This is a genomic window from Synechococcus sp. L2F (assembly GCF_024345695.1).
Lineage (GTDB): Bacteria > Cyanobacteriota > Cyanobacteriia > PCC-6307 > Cyanobiaceae > MW101C3.
In genome coordinates, this window is the sequence record NZ_JAGQBP010000002.1 from 88,612 (window position 1) to 106,559 (window position 17,948).

13 protein-coding genes are annotated in these 17,948 nt (G+C 59.7%); 7 read left to right on the forward strand and 6 right to left on the reverse strand.

What is annotated here, in order from left to right:
• Positions 1-193: 193 nt before the first annotated feature.
• The gene (locus KBZ19_RS05430; RefSeq protein WP_255100119.1) at positions 194-1,429 is read left to right on the forward strand and encodes a sulfotransferase family protein; all 1,236 of its coding nucleotides are present in this window, start codon (positions 194-196) and stop codon (positions 1,427-1,429) included.
• Complete coding sequence (locus KBZ19_RS05435; protein WP_255100120.1) at positions 1,429-1,635, forward strand: hypothetical protein; 207 nt, start codon at positions 1,429-1,431, stop codon at positions 1,633-1,635. The genes KBZ19_RS05430 and KBZ19_RS05435 overlap by 1 nt, the downstream gene beginning before the upstream one ends.
• On the opposite strand, the gene KBZ19_RS05440 is transcribed toward KBZ19_RS05435, so the two are convergent.
• From KBZ19_RS05440 to KBZ19_RS05455, 4 genes are all read right to left on the reverse strand, one after another.
• A complete protein-coding gene (locus KBZ19_RS05440; RefSeq protein WP_255100121.1) occupies positions 1,616-2,419 on the reverse strand; it encodes a hypothetical protein in 804 nt (267 codons plus the stop codon). The two genes, KBZ19_RS05435 and KBZ19_RS05440, sit on opposite strands and share 20 nt — an antisense overlap.
• Positions 2,416-4,932 (reverse strand): glycosyltransferase, encoded by a 2,517-nt coding sequence (locus KBZ19_RS05445; protein WP_255100122.1) that lies wholly within the window; start codon positions 4,930-4,932, stop codon positions 2,416-2,418. Before KBZ19_RS05445 ends, KBZ19_RS05440 begins: the two co-directional genes overlap by 4 nt.
• Before the next feature lie 93 nt (positions 4,933-5,025).
• Positions 5,026-5,928, reverse strand: a complete 903-nt coding sequence (locus KBZ19_RS05450; RefSeq protein ID WP_255100123.1) for a calcium-binding protein — start codon at positions 5,926-5,928, stop codon at positions 5,026-5,028.
• A gap of 157 nt (positions 5,929-6,085) precedes the next feature.
• The gene (locus tag KBZ19_RS05455; protein ID WP_255100124.1) at positions 6,086-7,357 is read right to left on the reverse strand and encodes a hypothetical protein; all 1,272 of its coding nucleotides are present in this window, start codon (positions 7,355-7,357) and stop codon (positions 6,086-6,088) included.
• Positions 7,358-7,442: 85 nt separating this feature from the next.
• On the opposite strand from KBZ19_RS05455, the gene KBZ19_RS05460 reads away from it, so the two are divergent.
• From KBZ19_RS05460 to KBZ19_RS05475, 5 genes are all read left to right on the forward strand, one after another.
• Positions 7,443-8,321 carry a class I SAM-dependent methyltransferase gene (locus KBZ19_RS05460; RefSeq protein ID WP_255100685.1) on the forward strand — a complete coding sequence of 293 codons (879 nt, stop codon included), beginning with the start codon at positions 7,443-7,445 and terminating at the stop codon, positions 8,319-8,321.
• 10 nt (positions 8,322-8,331) lie between these two features.
• Positions 8,332-10,146 (forward strand): glycosyltransferase family 2 protein, encoded by a 1,815-nt coding sequence (locus tag KBZ19_RS05465; protein ID WP_255100125.1) that lies wholly within the window; start codon positions 8,332-8,334, stop codon positions 10,144-10,146.
• A gap of 281 nt (positions 10,147-10,427) precedes the next feature.
• Positions 10,428-13,988, forward strand: a complete 3,561-nt coding sequence (locus KBZ19_RS05470) for a glycoside hydrolase family 99-like domain-containing protein (protein ID WP_255100126.1) — start codon at positions 10,428-10,430, stop codon at positions 13,986-13,988.
• Between the two features lie 42 nt (positions 13,989-14,030).
• The gene (locus tag KBZ19_RS15190; RefSeq protein WP_399220103.1) at positions 14,031-14,837 is read left to right on the forward strand and encodes a class I SAM-dependent methyltransferase; all 807 of its coding nucleotides are present in this window, start codon (positions 14,031-14,033) and stop codon (positions 14,835-14,837) included.
• Positions 14,830-15,918, forward strand: a complete 1,089-nt coding sequence (locus KBZ19_RS05475) for a glycosyltransferase family 29 protein (protein ID WP_255100128.1) — start codon at positions 14,830-14,832, stop codon at positions 15,916-15,918. Before KBZ19_RS15190 ends, KBZ19_RS05475 begins: the two co-directional genes overlap by 8 nt.
• Positions 15,919-16,525: 607 nt before the next feature.
• Here the strand turns inward: KBZ19_RS05475 and KBZ19_RS05480 are convergent.
• Both KBZ19_RS05480 and kdsB read right to left on the reverse strand, forming a co-directional pair.
• Entirely contained in the window at positions 16,526-17,197 is a 672-nt protein-coding gene (locus KBZ19_RS05480; RefSeq protein ID WP_255100129.1) for an HAD family hydrolase, read from the reverse strand.
• Positions 17,194-17,934 carry a 3-deoxy-manno-octulosonate cytidylyltransferase gene (gene kdsB / locus KBZ19_RS05485; protein ID WP_255100130.1) on the reverse strand — a complete coding sequence of 247 codons (741 nt, stop codon included), beginning with the start codon at positions 17,932-17,934 and terminating at the stop codon, positions 17,194-17,196. Before kdsB ends, KBZ19_RS05480 begins: the two co-directional genes overlap by 4 nt.
• Positions 17,935-17,948 lie beyond the last annotated feature (14 nt).

Consider the following 17,948-nt stretch of genomic DNA (forward strand, 5'->3'; position numbering starts at 1 on the left):
TTTGCCTTCCCTAGATTAGGCTACGCGAGTTCGCATGCTTCAAGGTGGAGGTTTTCACATGCCCATCCTCTCAACGACATCTCCAAACCCTTGATTCGATCATTGTGATTTGGGAAGCGCTTGAAGCCTCTCGATCTGGTGTCGTTCCTTGCTGAGAGGCCAGCCTGAATCTGAGGCGGGTCACCCAGTTCCCATGCCATCACCCCCAGCAGCCGATGTGTCCCTGGAGTTGGGGCTGGCCGCGCACAGTCGCATGCTGGAGATCGGTGAAAGCGATAGCGCCGCCGCCATCACCCATGCGCTGGAGGGGGCGCGAATCTTCCAGGCGCTGAGGCAACAGAACCCCGTGCAGCCTGATTGGGTTTCTGTTCATGAGGAGCAGTGCTGTCGCAGTGGCGCCATCTGGATCCACCGCCTGGCGCTGGGCGATCCACAGGCCACCGCGATGGCCCGTGATGGGCTGAAGCTGTTGGCCCGGCTGGAGGAACTCCATCTTGAGCCGATTGCCTGGTTGGCGGCGATGCGTGCCGATCTGATCCGCATCGGCGAGCACGTTGATCGAACAGCCAGCGGATCACTGGCCGATGTGCTTCACCTGCACGGCTTCAAGTGTGCCGGGTCCACCTTCATCTGGTCGCTGGAGCATGCCAGCCGGGGCAGCGTGGCCTATGTGGAATCGGAGGCTTCGAACCAGCGGCTGGCCTGGGAACGGGTGCGCGATCACTTCGCCACGGCCCCTGCGCACCCCCAGCTGATCACCTCCCACCTGATCACGCTGCCGCCGCCAGGAGCATTGGCGCGCCTCAAGGTGGCCTTTCTGCGGGATCCACTGGCCCGGCTCGCCTCGGCCTACCGCTTTGAGCTTCATCTGCAGGGCACCATCGCCGCCATGTCCTTCCGGCAGTACATCGAGCACTACTGCCGTGGGCTGCTGGCCAACTTCCAGACGCGCCATCTCTCCCCGCAAGACCCAGACAACTGGCGGCTGCAGCAGGGCTGGGCGGCACGGCCGGAGCTGATCGATCTGGAGCGGCAGGATCTGTTCGTGGGGCTGGTGGAGCGCTACGACGAATCCATCGTGGCGCTGGAGCACGCGCTGGAGCGGCTCGGCTGCCCACTGGATCTGGCCTATCCGCAGCGGATGAACACCACCGATGGCATCGACGTCGACGTCGATCCCACCACCTCAGCGCCTGCGGAGCGGCTGCTGGAGATCACGGAACTGGACGCGAACCTCTACCGCAGAGCCACTGCCCGGCTGGATGCCCGGCTGGCGGTTATCCCGGATCTCACCGGCCGTTTGGCGGCCTTTGCGGAGCGCTGCGCCGCCCTGCGTGAGAACCAACCAGCGGTGGAGCTCAAGCCCGGCGACCAGTGGACCATCCTCGGAGCTGAGGGCATGCTGGGGACGATCCGCGAGGGGAGCTGATGCCGGCAGAGCAATGGATCGAGCAGGCCCGTGAGCACCTGGGCAGCCTCACCCCCGACCTTCAGGGCCAGGTGCTGCGCCAGCAGGCGGCGCTGGCGCTGATGCAGGCGGAGCGCGATGGTGCAGCGAGCGAGCAGCTGGAGATCGTGCTGCAGGGGTGTGTGCTGCTGCAGCTGCAGCAGGCCGTCAAGGCACTGGGGCGCTGAGGCGTTCCAGGTTCTGCCACACATCGAGGGCGGCACGGCCCCGGAACACGGCCAGCTCCAAGGCCTGCCTGGATGGCTCCGGCAGCTCTGGATCGGCTCCCATGGCCGCGCAGGCTTCCAGCAACACACCGAGATGCTGCGGATCGGCGAGCGACTCTGGATGGTTCAGCGCCTGCACGCCCTGAAGCAAACGCTCGCGGATGGCCGGCACCACCCACTGACGCGCCTGGGGCAAAAGCTGCAGCAGACGCTGAAGCAGGGTGATCGCCCGGGCGCTGGCAACAGCACCTGGCTGGACCATCCAGGCGAGTGCCGCATAGCGGCAGATCTGCTCGGCCATCACCTCCTGTCGATGGACCTTTTCGCAGGGCAGGGCTTCCAGGCGGCGCATCCAGCGGTCGGCCTGCCAGAGCTGCTCGGCGCGCAGTGGGTCAGCCACCAGCTCCGGGGCAGGGGAGGGCCCGGCCTGCTCCACCAGCCGGCGATGCAGGCCGGGCATCAGGCGATGGAGCAGGGCCGCCAGGGCGGTGGGATCGAGACCAGCGGCGAGGGCTTCGAGCCGGCTGAGCCCCGTATCGATCTCCCCGGCCTCGCACAGAGCTTCCACACGGCGCAGCTCATGGGCCTGCAGGGCCTGCTCGAGGGCCTGGCGTTCGCGAACAGCAGCGGGGGGCAGGGCACGCAGCAGCTCGCGCCAGAGGCAGGCGAGGGGCTCGGCCAGCAGTGGCAGCGCGAGCAATTGATCGAGCGGGATCCATACGCCCGCCTGTGCGCCAGGGTTCATCGGAGGTTGTAGAAGCTGAGCAGGCCTTCAGGACCGGCGCCCAGGGGGAGCGGCCAGTGTTGCTCCGGCAGGGGCCTGGGCACCGGAGCCACAGGCAGGCCCAAAGCGCGCAAGGCGTCCGCCAGGTGTTCGCGCACCACGTCGGCGCCCCAGCCGGCTTCGAGGTGGGCGGTGGCTGCCTCCACCTGGCGCTCCCACAGCTCGGCGGAGGAATGCAGAGCCAGCACATCACGCGCGAAGGCTTCGGCATCCTCGGCCAGCAGGGCCGTGAGGCCATGGCGCAACCCCAGCCCCTCGGCCGCCACGCCAGTGGCCACCAGCGGCAAGCCGGCCGCCATGGCGGTGAGCATCTTGCCCTTCACGCCGGCACCAAAACGCAGGGGCGCCACGCACACCCTCAGGCGGCTGAGCAGGGGCCCCAGATCGGCCACATAGCCATGCACCGTGACACCCTCACCGGCGAGGGCCTGAATGGCGGCGGGGGGATTGGCACCCACCACATGGAAATGGGGCACGGCGGCATCACCAGCCAGGTGACGCAACGCGGGCAGCACCTCCTGCACGTACCAGAGCACGGCATCGGCGTTGGGGGGGTGGCCAAAGCCACCGAGAAACAGCACCCCCTGCCGCTCATGAAAGGAACTGGGCAGGGCTTCACGACGCACGCGGGGCGGCAGCACGAAACCGGCGGCACGGGGGCTGAGCCGCTCCACGGCCTGACGGCGCTCCTCTTCGCTGAGGTAGAGCACGGCATCGACGATGTCGAGGATGCGCTTCTCGCAGGCGCGCATGCGCTCGATCGCCTCGCGACTGATCGCCTCGGGCTGAACGGCGAGCTGCCGCTCCATGCGCAGGTGGTGCAGATCGTGGGTGTAGTAGAGGAGGCGCGCGAGCGGGGCGTGGGTCTTGATGGCTTCGAGCCAGCGGTCGGCCACTTCGGGCCGGGCGATCAAGATCGCCTCATAGTGATCGCCGCGCTCTTCGAGCAGCTGATTCACGGAGGGCACCCAGGGGTGCACCAGCACTTCCACACCAAGCCGCTGGAGTGGGGTGCCGTAGTCGGGCTGCCAGAGCAGGTTGTCGGTGGGGAGAAAGCTCACATCCCAGCCGAGGGCGAGCAGATCGGTGACCAGGTGAAGGATGTAGAGGGAGCCGGCGTCGCGGTCGGGCGTGGGCAGGCTGGCCTCCATCACCAGGATGCGGCCCACACGGCCGCGGTTGCGTTCGTGCCAGACGGCCGTGCCGTTTTCGGCATGGCTCTGCAGGCGCCGCTCCCACTTGCTGCGGAACAGGCGGGCGTTGCGTTCCTGAAAGCGCTTGGGGCCACTGTCGTGGTCGCGGCCGCTGGAAAGGCCTTCGTAGTGGATCACGCGGGCAAGGGGCTGCATGAGCACGCGGTAGCCGAGATCCCGCACCGCCATGGCCAGGTCGGTGTCCTCGTAGTAGGCGGGGGCATAGCGGCTGTCGAAGCCGCCGATGCGGCGAAACAGCTCGGTGCGCATCAGCAGGCAGGCACCGGACACGTAGTCGACGTCGCGGCAGAAGCCATAGGAGGGGTCGGTGGGATCGCCATCGCGGCCGTAGTTCCAGGCGCTGCCATCGCGCCAGACGATGCCACCGGCTTCCTGCAGGCGGCCATCGGGGTAGAGCAGCATGGGGCCCACCAGGCCAGCATCGGGAAATCCCTCCAGGCTGCCGATCAGTTCGGTGAGCCAGTCGGTGGTCACAACGGTGTCGTTGTTGAGAAAGCAGAGCAGTTCGCCGGTGGCGTTGGCGGCGCCGCTGTTGCAGGTGCGCAGATAGCCGAGGTTGTCGGGCTGGCGCAGCAGGCGCAGGTGCTTGCTGTCGAGTTCGGCCACCAGGGCGACCAGCTGATCGATGGAGCCGGCGGGGGAGGCGTCGTCGAGGAGGAGGATCTCGAGGTTGGCCGGTGGATCGGGCCGGCGCAGCTGCTCCTGCACCAGGCTTTCGAGACAGCGCAGGGTGACGGCCTCCTGGCCGAAGAGCGGCAGCACCACACTCACGGTGGGAGCGGGCTTGAGCCGTTGCAACAGCAGCGGCCAGAGGGTGCGAAGGCGGGCCACGGTGGCTTCAGCGGCAGGCGGCTGGAAGCGACCATCGGCGAAGGGCCGGCCTTCCAGGGGATGCGGCGCCAGCAAGGGACGGGGCCGCTCGGCGAGCCAGCAGGCGTAGCGCTGCCAGAGGCGGGTGAGCGCCTGGCTGGGAGGCAGGGGCTCCAGCTGGCGATGGAGTTCGAGGCCGTCGTGAAAGAGGGTGGCCGGATCCTCGGCACAGAGCTGGCGGGCCATGGCGAGGCCCGCCAGCCGCGGAGTGATGGGGCGCCAGGACACCTGAAGCGGTGAGCCGGGCCGATCCGGCAAGACGGCCTGAACCGCGAGCGGCTGATCCGCCAACGGAAGCACCACCATCCCCGAACAAGAAGACTCAGCAAGACGCACGTGATGCTGCGCCTTGCTGCCGTCGTTCAGGTTGAAGCTGAGCTGCAGCGGCAAACCAAACGTGGGTGCAGCTGCGCGGATCTCAAGCGAAAACCAGCGGGCTGAGGGAGGGCTAACCAAAGGGCCGCAAACCGGCTGATTCGGCTATCAAACCACGAAGAGAATGTCGTCTTGAGCCCATTCATAGCCGTTGGCAGCCACCACCTGAGTGGTGTTGCCGTCGACGCTGACCGCAAGGGTGGAGGTGCCGAAGCCAGAGAAGGCGCTGAAGTTGTTGGGGCCACCAACAGCAGCGGCGTCGAAGGCCAGCCTGTCGTCGCTAAAGGTAAAGTCGCTGATGGTGTCGACGTCACCGCCGCCGAGCTGATCGGAGGTGTAGTAGAGGGTGTCGTTGCCATCGACACCAAAGCTGACGAAGTCAGACCCGGAACCACCGCGGATGAGATCGTTGCCGCCGAAGCCGTAGAGCTGGTCATCACCGGAGCCGCCGCGGATGAAGTCGGAGCCGCTGCCGCCGTAGATGGTGTCGTTGCCGGTGCCGCCGTGGGCGTAGTTCTGGAAGTCGGTTCCCAGCTGGCCACCACCAGCCGCGTCAAGGACGGAGGTTGTCGAACCGATTTCGTTGCCGGCAGTGGTGCTGGTCAGGTCGACCGTGACACTGGGATCGTTGGAGTCGTTGCCGCCACCAAAATCACCAAGGCTGATCACCTTGGGGCTGTCAATCACACCAACTTCCTGCCGAGCTTCAACAATGTTGCCGCTGCCAAGAACCTGAACATTGGTGGAGCCAGCACCCAGGATGAGGGTATTGCTCGCGCCCGTCAGAAGAATTTCGTTCGTTTCACCGGCGGGAGCCGGCGTGGTTGCCCAAAAGGCGCCTACACCACCAACTTCGACAGGACCGCTGGTTCCATCAACCTGGGTGCGCTCCCCGACAAAATCATCAATCGTGCCTGGATCCACTGGTTCCAGAGGGAGTGGTGCCCCATCTTCCTCATCAACTGGCCTTGTGCCAAAGATATCTGAGGCAGGGGGCGCAATGAAGGACATGGCTAGTAACGGACCAACTCGATGGTACACCTTACGCCATGCGCCCATGCCGATAGCTGTATCGCTTACAACTTTCTTGATCCGGAAATGGTATTAAGGATTGCACTTGAGAATCAAAAGCATGTGCTGGGCAGGCTTCACGCTCGTATAGATTCAGTCATAACTGGCTTGAAGCGAGCAGCTGCCAGCCGCCCAGGGAGGCCACAGCGCTGAAGCCCGGCGGCTCCACCAACCCCACGGGCGCAAGCAGATGGGCCACTTTGGGCCACAGGAGGCCGAGAGCTGTGGGGAACCTGCTGCCGCTGGGCCGCTGGATCACCAGCAGCGCCACGGCTTGGTTTGCGTCGGCAGCCAGCTGGCGCAGCAGGGGGGAGGATTGTTCGCTGCGGCAACGCAGCCCCGCCGTTGCCAGTGACTCCGCCATCAGCAAGGGTTCACGGCTTGCCACCGGCTGCACCTCAAGGCCCTCGGGCAGCAGTTCCTGGGCCAGGCACCAGTGCAGGGCGCCGGTGGGATGGCCGTGCAACACCACCACCAAGCCATCGCGCGAGAACAGGTGCCGCAACCGCAGCCGCTCACCCAGGGGCAGGTCAGTCGTCGGTGCGTCCGCCGCCGTGCGGTGGCTCAAGCGGTGGCGCTGGGCGTTGTCTTGCAGATCCTGCCGAAGCGCTGGATCGCTCGGCAGCCCCTGGGGGTCGGCTGTGAGCAGGTCGTAGCTGCGCCAGCTGCCTCCGGCCAGCAGGATGCGGGCGCGCAGGTTACGGCCCCAATCGCTGGTGGGATCACGGGCAAGGCCCTGCTGCACGGCCTCAAAGGCCTCATCGAGCACGCCTTGCTGCAGCAACAGACGGGCCAGCAGGAACCAGGGCCGCGGCTGGTTGCGCTGCTTGCTGAGGCTGGTGCAGAGCCAGCGCTCGGCTTCCCACCACTGCTCCAACTGCAGCAAGGCGGAGGCCATGGCGTTGCAGTGATCCGGGTTGAGGCCGCTGGCCACGGCCTGCCGCTGCAACAACTCCACGGCGGCGGCACCATCGCCCGCCGCCAGCAGTGCACGAGCCCAGGCCGCCACCTGGGCGGCCGCGGGTAAATCAAGCTGCAGCGCCAGCGCCTGGCGGGCCGCCGCCACGGGATCGACCGGCAGCTGCCCATCCGTTTCAGGCGCAGAGCGCAACAGCTCCTGGCGGACCTCAGCGATGGCCGCAGCAAGCTGGGGTGCAGGCGGTGGCAGCAGGGCCCAGGTGCGCCAGCGGGCGGCGGCGGCGGTGAGGCCCTGCCCAAGCAGAACATCCGCCAACTGTTCACAGACCTCACTGAGCGGATCGGGGGGCTGATCAGCTGGCAGATCGCTTGGCTGTGCGTTGCCCTGGCCAGCCTGGGCGGCGGCAACCGCCTGGTCGAGGCGGTGGAGCAAGTGCTCGAGCTCAAGCATGCTGAAAACCCTAGGGGCCAGCAGCCAGGCTGGCGGGGATGGAGGCACCTGCCTAGGCTGACCCGAACAATGGGGAGACGCCTTGGTGCAAGCCGAAACCCGCCCGCAGCTCATGCCCAGTGAGGGGGTTCTGGCGTTGCACGATGTGCTCCGCAGCTACAGCAGCTTCGACGACTTCCGGCCAGAGCTGCCGGCCCTGCTGCAACAGGGAAGCCTGCTGAAGGATTGCATCGCGGTCACGCAGGCTCTTGGCCTCTTGGAGCCGCTCACGGGCGAGCACATCCCACCGGAGGCGATCCAGATCCAGGGCAGCAACTATCGCGAGTCACTGATCGCCAATGGGCTGCTGAGCCGGAATCGGGCCGTGCTGCGGCTGCTGGAGCAGGCCTACGGAACACTGGGCAGCCTGGCCCAGCAAGACGTGTACCTGGCGGAAGCGCTCTCGGGCTTTGCGTTGTGGCTGCGGCGCCATCTGGGAGAAGGGCGGCTGGTCTGCAGCGAGTATCTCGAGCATTCGGAGCAGGCCTTCACTGACATTCCCCATCAGGACCTGTGTGCGCTCACCTTCGCGGATGCCAGCTTCGATCTGGTGCTGTGCAACGAGTTGTTTGAGCATGTGGCGGATCTGGAGTCGGCCTATCGCGAGATCGCCCGAGTGCTGCGACCGGGGGGGCGGCTGGTGGCCACCTGCCCGCTGGCGTTCGGACAGCGGGAGGCGATCGTGAAGGCGCGGCACAACCCGAGCACCGGAGAGCCGGAACACCTCACGGAGCAGGAGTTTCATGGTGATCCGGTGCGGCCGCACACGGGCTCGCTGGTGTATCGCATCCCCGCCTGGGACGTGCTGGATCAACTGCAGGAAGCGGGCTTCTCCGAAGCGCGCATGCACCACATCACCAGCTGGAAGCATGGCGTGCTGGGTTCCGATCTGCCCGGAGTGCTGGTGATCGAAGCCGAGCGCTGAGGCGCCGCCCATGCCCCGCGACCCGCTGGCCTGGCTGCCACTGTTGCGCCACTGGACCCACTGCCTGGGGGAAGGCTCTGAGGCGATCGCCGGCATGGGTGATCTGGCCGCCCTTGCGGATCTCGACATGGCGGCGCTGCTGCCGGGCGGGCCGGGCTGGGCGGATGTGCAGCGTTGCCTGCGGCACGACCCGGAGGGTGCCTTTCGCCTGCTCTATTACGGGCTGGCGCTACGGGGGCTGGAGGCGCTGCCGGCGCCGGCGCTGCTGGTGGCCCCCGAGAGCAGCGCGGTGCCACAGGTCACGGTGCTGATCCCCGTGCACAACCACTGGCCAATCACCCTGAACGCGCTGCGCAGCCTGGTGGCCATGGCCAATGGCACCAGTTTTGAAGTGATTGTTGCCGATGATGCCTCCAGTGATGCCACCACCCAGCTGGGCCGGCAGCTGCCGTGGCTGCGGATCTGGCGCAGCGAGCACAACCAGGGCTTCCTAGACACGTGCAACGGCGCGGCCGCGCTGGCGCGAGGAGAGGTTTTGCTGCTGCTCAACAACGATGTGCTGGTGGGCGATCACTGCCTGGATCGTCTGTGGGACACGTTTGCGTGCCATTCCGAGGCGGGAGTGGTGGGGGCTGCCGCCTGGGGCGCCGATGGGCTACCTCAGGAGGTAGGTGGCATCGTGTGGGCTGATGGGCAGGTATGGAACCACGGCCGAGGTTTTCCCCTTGAGCACTGCTTTGCTCTGGCCTATGCGCGCAGCTGTGACTATGTGAGCGGCTGCGCCCTCGCCATTCGACGCCAGCTCTGGCAGGAGCTGGCTGGCTTTGATCGGCGCTACTGCCCTGCCTACGCGGAAGACAGCGACCTGTGCCTGCGGGCACGACAGGCGGGGCAATCGGTATGGGTGCAGCCACAGGCTCGGATCCTGCATTTGGAGGGTCTGAGTCACTCGCGGGATATGGCCCAAGGTCTGAAAGCACACCAGCGGCGCAACCTGGAGCAGCTGCGCGAACGCTGGCAGCACCTGCTCGACACGCAACAGCCGCCTGCAGGACACCCTTGGCTGCTTGCGGCGGATCGGGCACTGCTGGGCCGGCCACTGGCGGTCTTACTGCAGCCCAGCCGTGAGGCAAGCGCGGAGTGCCGACGGCTGGGCTACAGCCCGTTGGCCCTGGGGGAAAGCCCCCAGGCGGATGTGCTGGGCCTGCCGCTGGGGTGGAGGGATCTTGAGCGCTGGGTGCTGGAGCAGCTACCTGAGGCCGGTGGGCCGCAGGTGGTGCTGGTGGGCCAGGCCGAAGGCGCAGCCGCAGAGCTGGTGGAACGGTGGCAACGCGCCCGCCCCGAATGGCAGGCAGTGGCCAGTGCAGCTGCGCTGCCACTGCAGCCCCTAGAGCCCACCATGCCGGCCCTACCGGGCTGGGAACGATCAGATTTGCGGGTGCTGGCCAGCTCCAGCGGGCTGCATGCCGATGGTTGGCTGGAGACACCATGCCGGCTGGTGATTCAGCTAGTGGGGGATGGGCACAAGACGGAAGGCGTGAGGCTGCAGCTGTATCTGCCGGAGGAGGGGGTCATGGAAGCCGAGCCTGCCGTGCTGTTCCATCTGGAAGGTTGGGATGAGCCCAGGCAAGTGAGGCTCCAGCCCGGCCTGACTGTGGTGGATGTACGTTCTGAACCAAAAACAACGCCCTGGCTGGTGCTCACCATTCACGGAGAGCCCCAGGTGCGGGCCAGCAACCCCCACGATCAGCGCCGGCTGCTGGCGGTGCTGAATGATCTGTCAGTGGTGCCGCTGTGCCCAGCCAGCCAAGCCCACCTAGGCTAAACCCCTAGTGCCTTCGCCTTAATGCAGGCCCCGCCACACCCGGTCCTGATTGCCCGCGAGGGTGGGAGAGAGCCGCAGGTCTGCACGGCTTCCCGATTCAGCCCAGGAATGCCTCGCGGATGGACCTCATTTGCAGCTGGGCTGTGGTAATTAGCCTCAGGAGGAGAACTTTGCCGAGATCCGATTGACCAGGGGTACTGGGTGAGTAAGTCCAACCGCTGAGGCCCCACTCAGCCAACAGCCACGGTTCGTTCATTCATGCTCCACAAGAGCTCCCTCTCATGACTGCTGCCAGCGCCAAGCTTCTCGATCAACCCAGTGACCTGAGCCTCTGGGTGGGGGAGGTGAAACAGCTGATTGAGCAGACCGAGCTGGCCAGAGCGCAGCGAATCGTGGATGCCTTTCGGATCTGCCATCCGACGGAAGTGTGGCCGCACATCCTCAAAGCCTGGTTGGCCGTGGAAAGCCAAGCACCACGCACCGCCATGGCGGAATGTGATCTGGTGGTTGAGTCGCCCCTCTTTCCAAGGCTCAGTGAAGGCGAGAAGGAGTTCATCCAGGCGTTGCGAAGCCGGAGCGAAACGGCCCTGCGCACTCAGGAGGCCCCCCCGAGGGAGGAGCCGAGCCATCCAGCGGAATCAGCCGCACAGCCGGAGGTAACGGCAAACGAATCAACGGTGGAGATCCTGGCTCGAAAGCCGATCTCGGTGAAGAAGCTGGCATTCTACCTACCCCAGTTCCATCCGATCCCGGAGAACGACGAGTGGTGGGGGGAGGGCTTCACCGAGTGGAACAACGTTTCGCGCGCCAAGCCCTTCTTCCCTGGGCACTGGCAACCGAGGCGGCCCGGACCGATGGGCTTCTACGACCTGCGGGTACCGGCCACGATGAACAAGCAGTTTGAGCTGGCGCGGCGCTATGGCCTCGATGGCTTCTGCTTCTACTACTACTGGTTCAACGGTAGGAAGCTGCTGGAGAAGCCCCTGGAAATGCTCATGGCCGGGGAGACTGATCAGTTCCCCTTTTGCATCTGCTGGGTGAACGAAACCTGGACCCGCAGCTGGGATGGGATGTCGGGCGAGGTGCTGATCGAGGCCAATCAGAGCCTTCAGGGCACTAAGGCCTTCATCCGTGACATCGAGCCGATCCTCAAACACAACCAGTACATCCGGGTGGATGGCAAGCCCGTGGTGCTGGTGTATTGCCCTCAGAAACTGGAAGATCCGCTTGCGACCGTACAGGACTGGCGGGAGTTTGCACGCGCCAGTGGCATCGGCGAACTGCACCTGTGTGCGGTGCAGAGCTTTGCCTTTGATGACCCATTCCCCCTGGGCTTTGATGCAGCCGTGGAGTTCCCTCCGCATTGCGTGTGGAACAAGCATGAAGGCCTCACTTATTGCCGTGATCACACCGACGAGGAGAAAGAGGCTTTAGGGGCTGATCCCGATTTCAAGGGAGTACTGCGCGATTACCGATTCTTTGCCGAATGCGCCATGAAACGCCCGCAGGAGCCCTATCTACTGTATCGCAGTTGCATGCTGGCTTGGGACAACACTGCCCGGCGCATGGAGAACGGGCACGTGTATGTAAACTTTACGACAGATCTCTATACCGAATGGCTGGCCACCATCATTGATAAAGCCTATCGAGACCCAAAGGATTCGAACAGCGAAAGCCTGGTGTTCATCAACGCCTGGAACGAGTGGGCGGAAGGCTGCACGTTGGAGCCTGATCAGCACTTCGGCCATGCACTGCTGCGCGCCACACAAAGAGCAACTGTGCAAGCGGAGTGGATGGAGCCCTACACCAGCTACAAAAATGGCTTACCGGTGGGCGTAACGGTTGAAAGCGATCATTACAACCTGATCGTGTTTGGTCATGATGCCCATCCGTTTGGTGCGCAGATCAACCTGCTGAGCATGGTGAGGAACCTCACCAAGAAGATGAAGAGCAAGGTGCACGTGGTGCTTCTGGAAGGCGGCCCCTTGGCCGATAGCTACCGTCGTGTGGCCACCACCACCATCCTCAGCGAAGACCTTCAGGGCAGTCATCAGCAACTAGAGCAGCTGATTGCGGGCCTCAAAGCCCGCGGCTATGACCGGGCCATCCTCAACACCACGGTATGTGGCCGCTACACGGGCTTTCTCAAAGCTCAGGGTGTTCGGGTGACGAACTTGATTCATGAGCTACCAAGCCTGATCCAGTCGTATCAGCTGGAAGAGGCGCTCTATGAGCTGGCAGATAAATCCGATGATGTGGTTTTCTCCACCGAGTATGTACGCAAGAAAGTAAAGAGCGAGTTTTCTTTGGCACTCAACAACAGCCGGGTACTACCCCAGGGCATCAATTTCAACCCCGAGTATGGAAAGAAGCAGCAGGTGCGCGAAAAGCTGCGGGCCGAGCTGAGCATCCCGGAGCAGGGTCTGGTGCTTATGGGATGCGGGCATGGTGATTTCCGCAAGGGCATCGATATCTTTGTGCGCCTGGCGATGCAGCTGGTGGAGCGTGATCCAACCACCCATCTGATCTGGGCAGGCCGGATTGATCCTGGGATTGAGAGCTATGTGCGCGGCGATATCGAGAATCTGGGGCTGAGCAAGAACATAATCCTCACGGGTGAGATCAAACAGCCATTTGAGTATTACTTGGCCTCGGACATCTTTCTGCTCACCAGCCGCGAGGACCCTTTGCCCAGCGTGGTGATGGAGGCCTTTGATGCAGGCCTCCCGGTGGTGGGCTTTAAAGGGGCGGGCGGCTTCTGCGAATTGTTTGATGATGAGCGGAAGGGAAGGCTAGTACCTTATCTTGATGAGCAGGCAATGCTCTCAGTGGTGCTTGAGCTGAAGGATCAACTGAGCAGCGGGATTAATTTTGAGGCGAATCATGCCTATGCGCGCCAAGAGTTCGATTATGTGCGGTACCTCAACAACCTTCTGCGGGGCGAAGTTCAAAGCTCTTCTACATCAGTGATATCAGAAGTCAACGAGCCCCTTTCCGTTACAGCGATTGTGCCGAACTATAATTACAAGCGCTATCTAGGAGGCAGGCTTAAATCGATCGCCAGGCAGACCTATCCGGTAAAGGAGATCATCTTTCTTGACGATTGCTCTAGCGATGGAAGTCTTGACTATGCCACCAATTTTGCACGAGAATGTCCGATTCCATTTCGAATCATTGCTAACAAGGAAAACTCGGGCAATGTCTCGGCCCAGTGGAAAATGGGTATTGACTTAGCTCGTTCTGATTATGCATGGATTGCAGAAGCCGATGACTATGCTGAGCCAACGATGATTGAAGAGTTGATCAGCATTGCAGCAAAATACAATGAGTTCTCTCCATCAATTTGCTATTGCGAGAGCTGGATGACCGACTCAGAAGGCGTCCCCGGTGGAACTTATCTTGAATATCACTTGCAAACAGAAGAAATCTGTGGGTCTATATTTAGAAACGATCTTTTACTTGGGGGCCTTGACTTTATTGTTAATGGCCTCGGCATAACCAACGTCATTCCCAATGCCAGCGCATGCATATTAAAACTGCAGGCCCTCCAGGCAGTATCATGGCATAATGCACTAACATTTCGGCTGTCTGGGGACTGGTGGATCTATGCAAACCTCGCAATTCAAGGATCAGTTGCATTCTCTCCTAAAGCTTTAAACTATCACAGACGGCATCCATCAAGTGTTGTCAATCACAATCTTAGCCGTCCTATTGAACTTGCAGAAGAGGCTATTCGCATTCATCAAGAGATATACTCGATGATCTCAGAAGACCCTAGATCGGGCTCCGTAGCCGAAAGAAACAAAGCATGGCGCTTACGCATGTTTCCTCAATCTAGCTAAAGTTGTTATTTCTCCATCACAAACCAGGATTAGGTGATTAAGATGACTCAGCATTCAACTCAAATCCAGGCCTTTGATAGCATCCCCCTTGAGGCGGATTACCCCTACCAGCTTAGGGGTTCTTGTCCAATCTGCGGAGATAGCTCTGGCTTTATAATTACAGAGTCTTACTATAGGAATACAACCAAATGCATATCCTGTGGTTCATCGCCAAGGCATCGTGCGCTGTTTCTTGAGATAACCACAGCTTTGCCCGACTGGCAAAACAAATCAATTCATGAGTGCTCACCGGGATGGGACATTGTCTCGAAGAGACTTGCCAGCGAGTGCAGTAGTTATGTTGCATCCCATTATGACAAGAATCAGAAACCTGGAAGTCGAGTTGAGACCTCTATGCCTTGTAAGATCTATCAATGCGAAGACATAGAGCAACAAACATTTCAAGATTGCTCATTCGACGCAGTTATTATGCAAGATGTCTTCGAACACATTTTTGATCCCATTAAAGCAATTCGCGAAATTGAAAGAACATTAAAGCCAGCAGGGTTTCTAATTATGACAGTTCCTCTTGTCATGGGGTATTCTACTACACGGTGTAGATCCAGTCTTGATGCATCTGGGAATCTAATACACCACCTAGAGCCAGAATTTCATGGAAACCCAATAGACTCTTCAGGATCGCTAGTTACTGTAGACTGGGGGTACGACATTTGCAGTTTTATTGCAGATCACACATTCTTACTTTCTTCCATTAGCAAAAGAACAGATCAATCAATGGGCATTATAGGATCATTGTGCGAAGTTGTTTTGGGCTACAAAAAGCCATCACCTGTTAGCCAACATGCCTGAACAGTATTCTTCTGCATTAGACTGTGTCAGTGATGCGTTCTCCCGTGCAGACTCATTAGAACAGCCGCTATGGGAGTTTTTTTCGATCTTTGTCAATCATAGAGAACTATTCTATTCTGCAGGTGATGAATTGTTTTCGCCTTCTTTTTCTGGCAATGCCGACTACCTGAGATTTCTCAGCCTCCTATTTAGCCGATCAAGAAGATATGAACTATCCATCAAGGCGTGCGACTTTTTATGCGACATCGGAGAATATGTCGAAGAGGCTGTGAACAGAAGGACGCGATCACACATGCTCCTGGAGAGCATGACTCAATCAAATCATTCTTCAGCCATTTTTGCATCGCTTTATACAAGTAAAATATTGAAGAATGACGTCCAAGCTTTCAATGATAGACACTTATCAGTTATTGACTTTCTGCAGGCGCAAACGAGCAAAAGCGATGAAGCGGCCTTAAGGCAGGATAACCTTAAGATGTTTTTAGACATTAATACCTGGCTTCAATCTGCAAAATCTGTGGCCATCGTTGGGAGTGGCCCAAAGATTATTGGCCGCGAGAAGGGCGAGGAGATTGATTCGCATGATCGTGTAATCCGCATTAACTTTGCATATGACAAAAGCCTTGTAAAAGATATAGGCGAAAGGACTGACTTGGTAATCTCAAGTAATCAGCATTTTACGGGCCAATCCAATGTATTAAGAAGTGGATCTGATCTCAGCAGTTTCACTCAGTCTCCTTGCATGCTATTGGATTGCTCCCATGTAACCTTAGAACCTATGCCGCCAAGTATATCAATCGAAAACAGCCTAATTTCAATGCCTGCCCCGATTCGGGCGATCCTCGCCGAGATAGGCTACAAGTTTTCTACAACAGGGCTTGCATCTATTCTGTACGTTGCCTGCTTGCTTCGGATAAATACTAGTCTGTATGGATTTGATTTTTATGAAGACTTTTCTAGGCCGTATTTTCACAGTACAATGACCCTGGAGCCATCAATTCTTCATGAGATTCACTTCGAAAGGCTTCTAGGCAGATCAGCTATGGAAGCAATCTTTGAAAATGTTACTATACGTACATGACAACCCAGGCAATCTGATTGGCACCCAAGGCATCCTTGCCGCATTACAACTCTCAGATGATCAGCATATCTTGAGCGAATCCACTGTGGCGAGGAGGATTGAAGCAATTGATCCCTTGAATTATTCGCCCATAGTTCATTGTCATCCTTGATGGTGGCATTAGCGGGCAGGAATGTCATCACAATTGTGCTCAAGCAAAATATGAGATAGTACCGCCTCAATAGCTGAAGATTGTGGGCACGACTAATATCGTGCATCAGCTTGCAGTTATGTGTTTCAGTAGCAATCGTTCCGAACAGGTCTCCTAGAAAGCACGCAGTTTCACCAGCACCATCTGTTGTGCTTCACTTATGGCCTCCCCTCTACTGTATCGAGATGAAAGAATGCGGAAGCCTCCTCAGATCAAGGGCCTGAACTGCGGCTTCCTGGCTCGAAGCAGCGGATGACTTTGAGGAATCCGCTTCTGGATAGAGACTGATGGGAACAACGGCCGATGTACGCCTCATGAATTCTCATCAAAGTCTGAGCAGATGGCCAGTTGACGGTGAGATGGCCTGATTTCGTGACCAAACCCTTAGAGAGAATGGTCTAATCTATGTCGCGGTAATCATGTTAGCAGATCTAGAAGTGCCGCGACTGAAGGAATACTCTCATCCGTAACGAAGGTATTCCATTCCGGTAATTCAGTCCATCCGTGGACAAAGGCAAAATCTAGGCCTGCGGCTGTTGCAGCTGTATAGTCGTATCGGCTATCGCCAAGAAATAGGGCCGGTTTTGTGATAGTGTCGCTTTCGATTTCACGAGCGAGGATTTGATCCTTGGTGTCAGGGCTTCCAAAGATGCCTCCATCAAACAGTTGCGCAATGCCCCGTTCGGCAAAGATCTGACGAAGTTCTTTCTGATCCCCACCCGAAACGATCAGCCAGCGTGCATGTGGTGTAGAAGCCCGTAAGGCCTCTAGGCCGTCGGCCACGGCACAGGTCATGAGACCTGTTCGGACTGCTTTCGCATAGGTCATCAACAGCTGTTCAACATCGGGGCCATCTTGGCCAGCCACGGCATTGGGTGCATGTTCGGGAAGTATTAATTCAAGGAAAGTAGCAAACTTCTTATACCGAGAAACTCCGCCATTGGCGACATGGTGAGCCACTAATGCATCAGCCGCCGCTGACCCATACGGCTGTGCAGCAATGCGGAAAGCCTCTGTCTTGATCCGATTGGAATCAAGCACCACCCCATCACAGTCAAAGATGATTGAGGAGTACTGGAGTAGGTTCATGCTGCCACCCTCTCACTGAGCGCTTTCTCTACCTTTGCAACGTCATCCACGACGTCCACGGCGAGGCTGCCTGGGCTGCACTCGTACATCAAGACCTCGCGATTGATATCAAGAAAGCGCAAGATTTCAATGTCCTCGCAGGCTTCCAATGAACTTTTTCGCCCGAAGCCGGCATAGGCTGCCAGCTCTTCCCTTGTAAATCCATAGATGCAGACTTGTTTTTTATAGCGTTCAGGGGCATTGCGTTGATCTTTGTATCCAGGCAGTGGGCTGCGTGACATGTAAACCAGCTTCTCGCTCTCTGTTGTTATCACTTTTGGAATGTTGATACTTGCAGGTTCTTCATCTTCCCCTATCCAACAGAATCCATTGATGATCAGTTCTGGATGGCTTGTCTTCAATGCAATGCAGCGCCTGATGTCGGTCGGCTCTACAAGGGGCTCGTCACCCTGTACATTTACGTAGATGTCATACTCGATCATCTGTGATGCCTCGGCAAGCCGGTCGGTTCCAGTTAGCGCACTCGGGTTGGTCATCAAGGAATTGAATCCTGCACTTCGAACAACCTTTGCAATCTGCTCATTCTCAGTAGCGATATAGACGTGATCCTTTCCAACGGCCAGTGCAGATAGTTCAGCCACCCAAAGGACCATCGGCTTTCCAAGAAGTGGAATCAGTGGCTTGCCGGGAAAGCGGGTTGAGGCGAAGCGGGCAGGAATGATCACGCAGGCGCGCATGGTTGCACCGTAAG